The sequence below is a fragment of the Lentzea roselyniae genome (assembly GCF_039537795.1).
Lineage (GTDB): Bacteria > Actinomycetota > Actinomycetes > Mycobacteriales > Pseudonocardiaceae > Lentzea > Lentzea atacamensis.
Genome location: NZ_BAABBE010000016.1, coordinates 80,911 through 93,636, shown reverse-complemented (window position 1 = coordinate 93,636; position 12,726 = coordinate 80,911). Strand labels below are relative to the sequence as shown.

Below are 12,726 nucleotides of genomic sequence, written 5' to 3'. Positions count from 1 at the left end.
TTTCACTCCAACTGCTCGTCGTGCAACGTTTCCGGACTCAGGTCGACGACGTCACCGCTCACCCAATGGCGGTCCACGCGTGCGTAAGTCCCAGGGATGACCGGCTTCTCCGCCACGCCGTTGACCCGCAACACCGCGCCCGCCGCCCGGGACGGGATGCGGACGCGCAGGTCGATCCAGCCGGAGCCGGTGATCGTCAGCCTGGTGCCGGCGGACTCCGGGAAGGTGGTGTCCTGGCGCACCCAGACGCCCCGGCCGGCCCAGTGGAGCACGGACGGGACGAACAGGTTGACGTACAGGACGTTCCCGGCGTGGAAGTAGATGCTGTCGCCGTACTTGGTGCTGGTCTCGATGCCGGTGCCGTGGCAGCAGGTGAAGTCGTCGTAGCCGTTGCTGTACGTCCTGATTCCACCCAGCAGGTGGTGGAGCGCCTTCTCGTAGTGGTCGAAGTACCTCGTGTGGCCGGGGTCGGTGCGGAACAGCTGCCGGGTCAGCTTCAGCAGGTTGTAGGTGTCGCACTGGCACGTGTCGCCCGGCAGCTCCGCGACGATCTCCCACAGGTTCGCGGCGATGTCGCGGTAGCGGGTCTCGCCGGTGGCGTGGTACACGCGGATCGCGCCGAGCGCCTTGGGGATCTGCGTGTGCGCGTGGTGGCCGTCCAGCTCGTCGCCGCCCCGTGCGAGCGGGTCGAACACCTCGGCGTGGTCGAAGTACCGCGCGGTCGTGAGATGCGCGGGGTCGCCGGTGACCTGGTAGAGGTTCGCGAGCACCTCGTTCATCCCGCCGAACTCGGTGGCCAGCACGTCCTGCCGGTGGGTGGGCGACAACCTGCCGATCCGCCATCCCAGCCACGCCGCCATCCGCGTGAGCACGGTCAACGCGCGCGTGCCGCCCACGAGCAGGTGCACGTCGAGAAGACCTGCCATGATCTTGTGCAGGGTGTAGTAGGGCGCACGAACCGGTTCTCGCGCCTCCACCCTGCCGATGAAGCCCTCCGGGAAGGCCGAGAGGTAACCCGTGCTGTACCCGGCGATCCTGGCCCGGTCCTGGCACAGCGCGAGCTGCTCGACGAGGTAGTGCGCCCTGACAGAGAACGCGAGGTCCCCGGTGGTCGCGAACGCCTGCGCCAGCGCGGTCAGCACGTGCCCGGTCGAGTGGCCGCGCAGTTCACCGGCCGGCGCCTCCCATCCCCCGCAGGGGACGACTTCGGAGGGCAGCCCGACGTTGCGGCGGAAGGTGTGCAGCAGCCGGTCCGGGTCGAGGAACCTCAGCCGGGCGTGCGTGCGGGAGGTGTTGTCCTGGAACGGTCCGGGCAGCAGCTGCACCGCGCCGAGCGGGAACGCGTCCGCGGACACGCCGAGGTCCCGGCGAGCCGTTGCGGTGGGCGCGTGGACGATCGCGGCTTCGGACATTGCGCGTGACCTTTCACAGGGGGTCGTGCGGTGCGACTGCCAGGCGCCGCCGTCGCGGGTGCGGCCGCGACGGCGGCGGGCGGTTCCCGCGCAGCGGAATTCGCGCGGGAACCGGTTCACAGCAGTCCTGTCCTCACAGCAGCTCGGTCGTCACAGCGCCGGGTAGGCGTTGCGCATGAGCTCCTGGAACTGCGCGGAGAACCACTTGCCGGACAACGGAGCGTCCGGCAGCGCACCCGACATGTTGTTGCCGTTGCGGATGTTGCCGGTGTACGTCGGGTCGCACATCTTGTCGGCGCCCTTGCCCTCGTTGTTCGGGATCTCCTTGCTCGCGCCGTCGGACTCGCCCGGGGGCTTCATCCACACGTACGCGTCGATACCCGTCTCCGGTGCCGCCTTCGGCCGCTCACCGAGCCCGGCACCCGACTGGTTGCACCAGTTGCCGAGGTGGATGCGCCGGTCGAACCTGCCGCCGTTGACGTAGGCGTCCACGCTCGTGCGCGGACCGGGGCCGGTCGGCCTGGCAGCGCCGCCCCAGCCGTTGCGGCTGGTGTCGATCAGCATGCCGACGTTCGCGTCGAAGCCCGCCTGCACTGCGCGCTGCCGGAACGCCTGCGCGTAGGACAGCTCGTCGACGTACCTGTTCCAGTCCACCCACTTCGACTCGCGCACCGACTTGCCGTCCACCGAGTCGTTGATCGAGAAGTGCTGCTCCTTCAGCGCACCGTAGTTCGCGGTGTTGGCGATGAACCCGTGCACGTTCGACGCCCTGCTGCCCTCGGCGTTCGCCGCCTGGTACAGCAGCTCGGCCGTCGGGCCGAAGTTGTCGTCCCAGCCCAGCCAGCCGTGGTGGCCGATGTCGATGTAGTTGTAGACGTTCGGGATCGCGCCCAGCTTCGCGAGCGCGTAGCCCACGCCCTTGACGTAGTTGCCGTTGGCCTTCATCACGTCACACGCCTCGACGGCGGTCGGGCGCGGCGACACGTTGGTGATCAGGTTCGGCAACGAGTCGATCTCCACCGTGGTGACGATTCGCAGGTCCTTGTACGCGGGCCTGGCGAGGATCGCCGCGATCGGGTCGATGTACTCGGCCTTGTAGCGGTCGATCTCGTGAGGCTTGAGCTCACCGTTCGACGCGAGTGCCGAGCAGTCGCGCCCAGGCAGGTTGTAGATCACGAGCTGGATCACGAGTGGTGAGCCCGCCGCCTGGCGCACCGCCTCGTCCAGATGCCCGACCAGGCCACGGGAGTCGACCGTGCCGGTGATCGCCGCGATGCGGTCCATCCACACACCGGTCGGCTGGTTCGCGACCCTGCTGCCACCGGGCTCGGCGGCCGCCTTCGCCGACCAGTCCGGGTTGATGTACTGCTTCGCGCCGACGTAGGGGTTGTCGACGCGGGTGCCTGGGTTGGGGTTGCCGCTCGTGGTGGTGGTGGTGGTGGTGGTGGTCGTGCTCGTCGGCGGCTGCACGCCCGTGCACACCGTGCCGTTGAGCGAGAACGACGCCGGGTCGGTGTTGGTGCCGGAGTAGCTGCCGTTGAAACCGATCTCGGTCGACGCACCGGTGCCGAGGTTCCCGTTCCAGGACATGCTCGTCGCCGTCACGTTCGCACCGGACTGCGACCAGTTCGCGCTCCAGCCCTGGGTCACGCGCTGCGTGCCGGGGAAGGTGAACTTCAGCGTCCAGCTCGACATGGCGTCACCCAGGTTGGTGATCTTCACCTTGCCGCCGAACCCGCCGCCGCCCCAGTTGTTCGCCGTGTAGTCGACACGGCAGCCAGGTGCGGCGCCCGCGGGTGCGCTGAGCGCCACCCCGAACGTCGCGACGGCGGTGGCGACCACGACACCCGCCGCGGCCCACCGCCTCTGTCCGTTGAGCCTCATTGCTCCGGATCTCCTGTCTCTCAATGGTGTTTGATCGGAATGAGCGAGCACGCGGTGGGCGTGCACTCGAGCCTCTTCAGCCCGAGGTGCTCCATTCCGGTCGAGCCGGTGATCGCGAACCCGTCACCGAACACGAGGTCCGGGTCGCCCTTCACCTCGCCGCGTGCCAGCGCGGCACGCCAGCCCTCCTCCAGTCCCGGCCGGAGCACCAGCAGCCCCAGCCGTTCGTAGGGAGGTTTGACGCAGGTGCCCCATTCCGCGATGTACGGCCCGTAGACCTTCGCCCGCACCGCACCGGCGAACGCGGCGAAGTCCTCGCCCTTGCGCACGTCGGTGCATTCCCCGGTGACCTGGTTCAGCCAGGCGGCGATGCCGTCGACGCCCTTGGCCGGGTCCGGGGCCGGTTCGGCGCGTGCGACCAAGATGGCGCACACGACCGAACCGGCCACGAAGAGGGCGAGGAGGACCCTCATCACGGGATGGCGCAGGAGACACCGTTGAGCGTGAAGCCCACCGGGTCCGTCACCGCCCCTGTCGTCGCCGCGTTGAACCCGAACTCCACCGTGCCGCCGGCGGAAATGTCCGCGTTGTACGAGGCGCCCTTGGCCGTGGCCTTCCCGTCCACGACGGTGATCGTGGACGACCAGGCCTGCGAAACCCGTTGCCCGCTGGGCATGTCCCAGACGAGCTCCCAGGCGCGCACGGCCTCCGAGCTGCCGTTGGCGATCTTCACGTTGGCCGTGAAGCCGTTGTTCCAGGTGCTCGGTTTGGTGTAGGTGACCGTGCAGGCGCCGGTGCCGCTGCCGCTGCCGGTGCGCACCGTGACGCCCGGCGACGACGGCGACGCGTTGCCCGCCGAGTCGGTCGCGACCACGCGGAAGCTGTACTCGGTGTCCGGGGCCAGGCCCCTGACCGTCACCGAGTTCGTGGTCGACGTCGCCACCACCTGGTCACCGCGGTAGACGCGGTACTCGGCCACACCGAAGTTGTCCGACGACGCCGGCCAGTCCAGCCGCACGGAGCTGCCGGTGACCGAGGACGCGACCGGCGTGCCGGGAGCGGTGGGCGGCTGGGTGTCCGGCACGCCACCGCCGAACACGACGTCCGAACAGCTGTAGAACGCTTCGGGGCTGTCCGAGCGCTGCCAGAGCGAGTAGATGATGTGCCGGCCCGACTTGTTGGGCAGCCTGGCCTGCCAGCTGTACTCGCCGTTGCCCAGCGGCGGGTTGGTGATCTTGTCGAACGGCACCGGTTCCAGGTCCGACCACTTGAGCGGCTTCGTGACGTCGAAGCCGTCCTTGGTGACGTACTGCTCCCACGTGCCGGGGTGCGGCGCCCACGCGTTGTACCGCAACGTGACGGTGGCGTTCGCCGTCACCTGGGTCACCGGCCAGTCGGCGCGCGGCTGGTTGTAGGCGTCGTACTTCGTGGTCGGGCCGCACAGGTCGCCGTCCGGGATGATCTCCCGGTGCCGGCCGGCCGCGTTGCTGATCAGGTTGCCGTACCAGTCCCACAGCGGCTGCTTCCCGCCCTGCGCCACCGCGGCGACGCACGCCGGGTTGGTCGGTTGCAGGTCGCCGCCGCCGCTGCCCGCGCGGCCGTCCTGGTAGCACAGGTACGTGCGGCTACCGGGCCAGACCATCGAACCGTGCGCGAGCGCGGGGGCACTGGTCTGCACGAGGAGCGCGCCGACCGCCGCGGCGATCGCCAGGAGTGCGATTGGTTTTCTCATCTCGGTACTCCTCACCCGAATATCTCGGCGTGCAGGGAGAAGGCGGTCGCGATCTCCGCCTGGGCCCAGAACCGGTGATAGGTGAACGTCGGCACCGGACCACCGTCCAGATAGGACTGGACCTTCGGCCACTGCGGGTCGTTGCGGAACATCGACCGCATGGACAGGAACGACGAGCCCTGGCCGATCTGGTCGCCGTTCGGCATCTTCCCGGTCCAGCCCGGCGGCACGTACGGCCCCTCACCCGTGGAGGCGTTGTAGACGTCGTCGAACCGGTTGTAGTCCGCGCGCGTCTCCGGCGTGGCGATGCCGAGGCTGTCCTGGTGCGCCAGCAACGACGTCAACAGCCCTTCGCCGGTGGTCTTCGCCGCCGCGTGGCCCGACCTCGCCGCGTAGTTCAGCAGCACCTTGGCCAGCGACGCGGCGATGCCGACGTCCTGGTTGCGGTTGAGCACGCGGACCCGCAGGTTCGCGTTCGCGCCGGGGTTGGTGGCGTTCCACGTGTCGGGCGCGCCGGTCCACTCCATGTCCGCGGGGATCTGGAAGTTGGTACCGGTGGTGGTGTTCGCGATCGCCCACGGCACCCACTTGTCGAGGATCTTCTTCGCACGGGCGTCACCGGTCAGCCGGTAGAGCGCCGCCGTGCGCTCGAGACCCCACACCTGGAAACCGAACCAGCGGTTCGACGGCGGGTCGCGCCACACCGGGTGGGCGTCGTAGTACATGCCGTAGAACGTCGGCGTGCCCGCGGGAGGCGCGGCGTACTGGCCTTCCCAGCTGTTCGTGACACCACCGGCGATGCCGCCGTCGGCCGACTGCAGCCACTGCAGCATCTCGAGCTGCCTGTTCAGGCTCGTCGCCCAGTCCTGCTGCCCGGTGGCGGACAACGGCTTGAGCGCGGGCACGTTGGCGAGAGCGTGTGCTGCCAACGGGTTCTGGTAACCCTGGTGCGAGGCACCGTCACCGATGCGCCACGCCCAGCCGGCCGAGGTGTCGTACGCACCACCCCAGGCGTAGTACCAGGACATCAGGTAGTGCGCGCTGCTCTTGCCGGTTCCGCCGGGGCAGGAGCTGGGGCTGGAGCAGTTGCCGATCCGCTTGAAGTACTTGTCGAACATGGCGTACCGCAGGTAGTCGCCCATCTTCGCGGCCTTGCCGATCTCGGGCGCGATCTGGGCTCCCTTGCCCTGCGCGTTCGCCCATTCCTGCGCGAGCAGCGCCACCTGCACCGCGCGGGCGTCCGCGTCCGGCGCGTTGGTGTACTTCCACTGCTTGGCGTAGGAGGCGTCCTTGGTGAACAGGTCCAGGAAGCCGTTCGGGCCACCGTGCTTGAACGTGTCGCAGGACGGCTGCGGGATGGTCTCCCACACCGACTCCGACGAGCCGCGCTGGTAGGTGTTGATGTACGACGGCGCCGTGGTGCCGTCACCGCACCGGCCGAAGCCGTAGGTGTTGTCGACGTCGATCAACCAGTGCATGCCGTAGATGTCCGAGTTGCCGTACGCGGACTTCAGCTCGGCCGCGATCGGGTCGGAGCCGACCGGGATGCTGCTGTCCAGCACCGCCGGGTAGCGGTCCATGCGCGGGTGCTCGGGAGCGTAGGTCGCCGGCTTCGACGCGTTGTACGAGTCGTTCGTCGGCTGGTCGGCCTTCGCCGGGATGATGAACTTCTCCATCGAGGCCCACGCGGACTTGAACGGCGCCCAGTCACCGGACACGCGACCGTAGCTCGCTTCCAGCCACAGGTAGTAGCTGAACGCCTCCGACGTCGTCTGGTGACCGTGGTCGGGTGCCTCCACCATCAGCGTCTCCACCGAGTGGTACGGCACGAGCAGGTCGCCGAACTTGCGGAAGTAGCCGCTCGCCGGATCCTTGATCTTGTTGTACTGGTCGAGGAACGCCTTGTTGAAGTCCGAAGTGGACGGGTCGATCTCCTTGACCGTGACGGTCGCCGGGCTGTGCCCCGGCGCCGACGCGGTGAACGTCGCGGTCGCGAGCTCGCCGCCGTTGTTCGCCGACCGCACCGTCACCGTCTGCTTCGCCGTACCGGAGAAGGTGAGCGTCGTCGGCGTCGCCGTCAGATCCGCGCTGCCGGTGCCCGCGATCGTGACGGTGACCGGCTGGCTCGGCGCCGTGGCCAGGGAGACGTCGAACGTGGCCGTCTGCCCCTGCTTGACCGAGACCGTGCTCGGTGATGCCAGCACCGCGGGTCCCGCGAGGACCTTGACCATCGCCGGCGCCGAACTGCCCACCAGCCCGCGGTCGTCGGTCGCCCGCGCGGTGATGGGGTGATCGCCCGGTGTCGGTGACGTCCACGTGCCGGTGTACGGCGCGCTGGTGTCAGTCGCGATCAACTGGTCACCGGCGTAGAAGTCGACCTTCGCCACCGTGCCGTCGTCCTGCGCGGTCGCCGCCAGCGGGATCTGCGCCGGCAGGGTGTAGGTGCTGCCACCGGTCGGCGCGGTGAGCGCGACCGTGGGCGCCTTGTTGGGACCGGTGCACGCCACGCCGTTCACCGCGAAGTCCGTCGGTGGCCGGTTGGTCGCACCCTTGCTGCCGTTGAAACCGACCTGTGCCGAACCACCGGCCGGGATCGTGCGTGCCCAGTCTGGGTTGGTCACGGTGACCACGGCCCCGGTCTGGGAGAAGTTGCCGTTCCAGCCCTGGGTGACGCGTTGCCCGTCAGGGAACGTCCAGGTGAGGTTCCAGCCGTTCAGCACGTCGCCGTCGTTGCGGATCGACACGCTGGCGCCGAATCCGTTGTTCCACTCGTTGGTGACCTGATAGCTGACGGTGCAGGCAACCGCAGCTGGTGCCGCCATCGCGGGTACCCCGCCGGCCACCATCACCGCCGCAGCCATCAGTGCCGTTGTTCGTCGAGTCATGCCGCCGCCCTCTCGACAACTGGGAGCGCTCCCAGAGTTCACGGCACTGTAACGTGGGTCATATCGGCCAACCGGGGACCGGTGTAGTCACCACTACCCCTTTTTCCCCAGCACTTTGGGCGGTTCGGTGCAACAACCATTCGTCCACCGGTCCCTCTTACTGCTCCCTTCGAGTGGAATCCTGGGAACGCTCCCAGATAGCAGATTGGCCCCTTGCCCCGCATCCGAAGCACGCGGGAAATATTCGGAGAAGAACGAGATTTCGTTGCCACGAGCCGAAAGCCCGGCTCGATGATGCGGAGTCTTACGACTAGGATGCGCCGGTCGTTGTCAACGTCTTGTCTTGTCAGGGGTTGAGTTGTCAAGAAGGTGGCCGCTGGCCGCAGTGCTCGCGTTGCTCGTGGTGGCCGGAGCCGGCGCGATCGCGTTGCGCGATCCGCAAGGCATCCCGGGTGATGCCGTCGCCGCCGCCGTGACGACCAGTCCACCCTCGGTGGGAGAGGCGACGTCGATGCCGAGCGCGACATCGGCACCCACGACCACAACCACGACCACCACGGCCCCGTCCACGCCCGCCGGCACCCCGCTGGCCGGGAAGATCAAGCCGGGGACTCAGCGCACCGGTGTGGCGACGTTCTACGACTCCGACGGCGGCGGCGCGTGCTCGTACGACCCCGGCCCCGATCCGCTGACCGCCGCGATGAACTGGTCCGACTACGAGAACTCACAGGCCTGCGGCGCCTACGTCCTCGTGCGCGCGAACAACGGCAAGAGCATCACGGTGCGAATCACCAACCTGTGCCCGGCGCCGTGCCGGGTGGGGCAGCTCGATCTGAGCGCGGAGGCGTTCGCCATGCTGGCGCCGCCCGTCACGGGCGAGATCCCGATCACCTGGACGCTGGTGAGCCCGCCGCTGACGAAGAACATCTCCGTGCGCTACAAGACCGGCTCCAGCCAGTGGTGGTGCGGCATCCAGGTCGTCGACCACCGCAATCCGGTGGCAAGGCTGGAAGTCCAGGCGGGTGGGAAGTGGCAGGCGCTGGGCCGCGCCGAGTACAACTACTTCCTGTCCGAGAAGGGGGCCGGCTGCGGCGGCGCCATCGCGGTCACCGACATCTACGGCGAGCGACTGCTCGTCGACCCCTTGCCCGTCAAGCCCGGCGAACTGCAGGCCACCAGCCTGCAGTTCGCCGGGCACTGACGCGGTTCACCAGGCCAGGTTCAACCCTGCGATGACGTTGCCGAGCCGTCCGGAGATGAGCTGGTGGTCGCGCTGCGAGAAGTGCCAGTCGCAGCCGACCATGTCCAGCGCGAGGTCGCCGAAGTTCCAGTAGCGGATCCGGCTGTCGCCCCGTTCCTCCACGACCTGACGGGCCGCGTCGGCGAACGTCCCCGACGCCTGCGGCACGCCCACGAGGATCGTCGTGCCTGAGCCGTAACGAGTCCTCAGCTTGTTCAGGAACTCCTGGTAGGCGGCCTTGTAGGCGGTGACGAGGCTCTGCTGGGTCGGCCACTGCTCGCCGGGGTTGAGCGCGGTGGAGAAGTCGTTGGTGCCCAGGCCGACCACGACCAGCTGCGGGCGCCACGTGCCGGGGTTCTGCCACACGTCACCGTCGACGTTGAGCAACGCCCTGTCGTAGTAGGTGCGGTAGCTCGTGCCCGCCTGACCGCCGTTGTAGTTGCGGACCATGCCACGGCCGGAGAAGGCGTTGACCTGGTAGTCGGCGTTGAGCGAACGGGCGGTGAGCGCACCGAAGCTCAGGTCGGTGTTGGTGTTGCGGTCGACGCCGCCGTTGGCCGAGCAGTCGCGGGTCGTGGACAGGTTTCCGTAGCCCGCGGTCAGCGAGTCGCCGATGAACTCGATCTGCCGGGTCCGCGCCGCGGGCTTGGTGAGGATCTCGCCGCCGCTCACGGCGACGAACCCGCCGAACTCCCCTGCCGTCGTCCACGGGCTTTCGGTTCGCTTGACCAGCCGGACGGTGTGCTCGGCGTTGCTGAGGTTGTTCACCCAGTGCGTGGTCCTGCCCGGCTTCAGCAGCGTGGCGACGGTTCGCCCGTCGATCTGCACGTCGAACTCGTTGACCGAGTCGTTGAGCGCGATCCCGACACCGGTGCCGCGGAATCTGCCCTCGAAGTAGATGCCCGGCCAGGAGTACTGACCGGACTTCGTGACCCGGCCGGCGGTGTGCGCCTGGGCCAGGACGTCCGGTGCCGGCGCCGAACCCGTGCACGTCGTGCCGTTCAGTGCGAAGCTCGCCGGAACCGGGGTGGTCGGGCCGTTCGCGACGAAGCCGAAGCCCGCGGTCGCACCGGTGCCGAGAGAGCCGTTGTAGCTGACGTTGTCGACGGCGACCTGGGCGCCGGACTGGCGCACCGTCCCGTTCCAGATCTGCGTGACCGCCTGGCCGCCGCCGTACGACCAGGTCAGCTGCCAGCCGGTGACCGCGTCGCCGAGGTTCGTGACGTCCACGGAGGCGATGAAGCCTCCCTGCCACTCGTCGGTCACCCTGTAGTCGACCCGGCACCCGGTGGCGGCTTCCGCCTCGGGCGCGCCGCTGAACGTGACAACCGCCGTCAGCGCGGCGGCGAGGACGGCGGCTGCCGTCGTCGTTGACCGGTGCACCCTCGACTCCCTCTTGTCCACTGTAGACTTTCGCGTTCCTGGAAACGTTCTCAACGGGACGGTAGCCCACTTGCGCGACACCGTGAAGACCGTTGTGCCACAACGTTTTCGCCCAAATCCTCAACAGCGCGGTGAAGCTCGTCGAAAATAAAGTCGATGCCGTTCGACAGTTGTCGTCGAACGGCATCGAAGCCGGTTGATTGCTCTCCGACATGTAGTTGAAGGTTTAACTACCGTAGGCTGACCCCCGCCGCCCGGATGGTGAGAACCGGCCAGTCGGCGGACGCTGCCTGCCAGGTTCCGGATGGCAGCCCCGCAGCGGTGTTGGCCAGACTGAGCGCGTGCGGCATCCACTAAGGAGCGTGACATGATCCGGGTTGTCGTCGTGGACGACGAGGAGCTGGTGCGGACCGGTTTCCGTCTCATCCTCCAGGCGGCAGGGGACATCGAGGTCGTGGCGACGCCGACCGGTGCGCAGGCCGTGCGCGAGGTGAGCCTGCACCAGCCCGATGTCGTGCTGCTCGACATCCGGATGCCGGACGTGGACGGGCTCACCGTCCTCCGCCAGTTGCAGGGCCTGAAATCCCCGCCCGTCGTCGCCATGCTCACCACGTTCGACTCCGACGAGTACATCGCCACGGCCCTGCGATCGGGCGCGGCCGGGTTCATCCTCAAGGACACCGGCCCCGAACAGCTCGCCCAGATGGTCCGCACCGTCGCCAGCGGCGGCGTGGTGCTCTCCCCCAAGGTCACCCGCACGGTCGTCGACGGCTACCTCGGCTCCGAAGCCTCCCAACAGGTCGGCTCGCTGACCGAACGCGAACGCGCGGTGCTCGTGCTGATCGCAGAAGGACTGTCCAACACCGACATCGGATCCCGTATCCACGTCAGCGTCGGCACGGTGAAGGACCACGTCAGCGCCATCCTCACCAAACTCCGCGTCGGCAGCAGGGTCCAGGCAGCGCTGGTCGCCCAGCGCGCGGGACTGCTCGAGGACGGGCGGGCATGACTCCGAAGGTTCCGCCCAGGCTCATCGACGCCTTGGTGATCCTGATCGCCGCGGCCGAGGCACTGCTGAACGTGATCCCCGAACCGTCACCGGTCGCGACCGCCACGGTGGTGCTCGCCGTGCTCGCGATCCTGGTGCGCGACCGCTGGCCGGTGCCCGCCCTGGTGGCCACCCTGCCCGCGGTCGTGTTCCCCGGCGCGATCGTGGCGACGCTCGTCGCCCTCTACACGGTGTCCTCCCGGTATCGCAGCTGGTGGCTGCTCACGGCCTGCTGGCTGGTCGCGGCGGGGATCGCCGCTTTCCCGCTGGTCGAGGTCGCGCCGCAGTTCTGGGACACCGACGCGATGCTCGGTCTCATCTACTTCACGATGCCGGCGGCCGCCCCGATCCTGCTCGGCCAGTTCCTGCGCAGCCAGCGCGAACTGGCGCTGAAGCTCGACGAGGTCGAACAAGCACGAGAACACGAACGGCGCCTCGACGCCGAGGCCATCCTGGCCAGAGAACGCAACCAGCTCGCCCGCGAGATGCACGACGTCGTCTCCCACCAGGTGAGCCTGATCGCCGTACAAGCAGGAGCACTCAAGGTCAGCACCACGGACCCCACCGCCAAACAAGCAGCCGAGAACGTCCGCCAGCTGTCGGTCAACACCCTCGACGAACTGCGCCACATGGTGAACCTCCTGCGCGCCTCCGGCACACCGGCCACGGAGCTCACCCCACAGCCCACACTCACCGACCTGGCACGGCTCATCGACAACAGCGCGATCGACGCACGACTGGTCAGCGACGCCCCGGACGGCCTCGAGCCGCCTGTGCAGCGCGCCATCTACCGCACCATCCAGGAGGCGTTGACCAATGTGCGCAAGCACGCACCCGGCGCCAGCGCCACCATCGACATCAGCCACGACGACACCGACCTGACCGTCACCGTGACCAACACCCCGCCCACCAGGCCGCATCTCGCGCTGCCCAGCGCACGGCACGGGCTCGTCGGGCTGCAGGAGCGAGCAACGCTGCTCAAGGGGAAGCTCCACACGGGACCGACACCGGACGGCGGGTACCAGCTGCGGCTGCGGCTCCCGCTCATCGGCCACGCGCGTGGCTGACCGCCGCGGGACCGGAAACCCCTGATCCGGCCCGCGGCACAGACGGGTACCGCGCCGCACCGCTCCCCGGCGCGG

At 68.6% G+C, this 12,726-nt stretch carries 9 protein-coding genes; 3 read left to right on the top strand and 6 right to left on the bottom strand.

Annotated features, from left to right (window positions below):
• Positions 1 to 2: 2 nt before the first annotated feature.
• From ABFX45_RS27405 to ABFX45_RS27385, 5 genes are all read right to left on the bottom strand, one after another.
• The gene (locus ABFX45_RS27405) at positions 3 to 1,412 is read right to left on the bottom strand and encodes a beta-L-arabinofuranosidase domain-containing protein (protein ID WP_346132858.1); all 1,410 of its coding nucleotides are present in this window, start codon (positions 1,410 to 1,412) and stop codon (positions 3 to 5) included.
• A 150-nt stretch (positions 1,413 to 1,562) separates the two neighbouring features.
• Positions 1,563 to 3,296, bottom strand: coding sequence for a glycoside hydrolase family 6 protein (locus ABFX45_RS27400; RefSeq protein ID WP_346132856.1), 1,734 nt, complete (start codon positions 3,294 to 3,296; stop codon positions 1,563 to 1,565).
• 20 nt (positions 3,297 to 3,316) lie between these two features.
• Positions 3,317 to 3,769, bottom strand: a complete 453-nt coding sequence (locus tag ABFX45_RS27395) for a hypothetical protein (RefSeq protein WP_146231625.1) — start codon at positions 3,767 to 3,769, stop codon at positions 3,317 to 3,319.
• Positions 3,769 to 5,028, bottom strand: a complete 1,260-nt coding sequence (locus ABFX45_RS27390; RefSeq protein WP_211337435.1) for a lytic polysaccharide monooxygenase — start codon at positions 5,026 to 5,028, stop codon at positions 3,769 to 3,771. The genes ABFX45_RS27395 and ABFX45_RS27390 overlap by 1 nt, the downstream gene beginning before the upstream one ends.
• An 11-nt stretch (positions 5,029 to 5,039) precedes the next feature.
• Positions 5,040 to 7,913: a glycoside hydrolase family 48 protein gene (locus ABFX45_RS27385; RefSeq protein WP_211337434.1), complete on the bottom strand. Its 2,874-nt coding sequence runs from the start codon at positions 7,911 to 7,913 to the stop codon at positions 5,040 to 5,042.
• Positions 7,914 to 8,271: 358 nt separating this feature from the next.
• On the opposite strand from ABFX45_RS27385, the gene ABFX45_RS27380 reads away from it, so the two are divergent.
• Positions 8,272 to 9,114: an expansin EXLX1 family cellulose-binding protein gene (locus ABFX45_RS27380; protein ID WP_346132851.1), complete on the top strand. Its 843-nt coding sequence runs from the start codon at positions 8,272 to 8,274 to the stop codon at positions 9,112 to 9,114.
• A 6-nt stretch (positions 9,115 to 9,120) separates the two neighbouring features.
• On the opposite strand, the gene ABFX45_RS27375 is transcribed toward ABFX45_RS27380, so the two are convergent.
• Complete coding sequence (locus ABFX45_RS27375) at positions 9,121 to 10,536, bottom strand: cellulose binding domain-containing protein (protein WP_346132849.1); 1,416 nt, start codon at positions 10,534 to 10,536, stop codon at positions 9,121 to 9,123.
• 367 nt (positions 10,537 to 10,903) lie between these two features.
• Here ABFX45_RS27375 and ABFX45_RS27370 point away from each other — a divergent pair, with 367 nt between their 5' ends.
• Both ABFX45_RS27370 and ABFX45_RS27365 read left to right on the top strand, forming a co-directional pair.
• On the top strand, positions 10,904 to 11,545 hold the full coding sequence (locus tag ABFX45_RS27370) for a response regulator (RefSeq protein WP_346132846.1): 642 nt from the start codon (positions 10,904 to 10,906) through the stop codon (positions 11,543 to 11,545).
• Entirely contained in the window at positions 11,542 to 12,651 is a 1,110-nt protein-coding gene (locus ABFX45_RS27365; protein ID WP_346132844.1) for a sensor histidine kinase, read from the top strand. The genes ABFX45_RS27370 and ABFX45_RS27365 overlap by 4 nt, the downstream gene beginning before the upstream one ends.
• Positions 12,652 to 12,726: the final 75 nt, after the last annotated feature.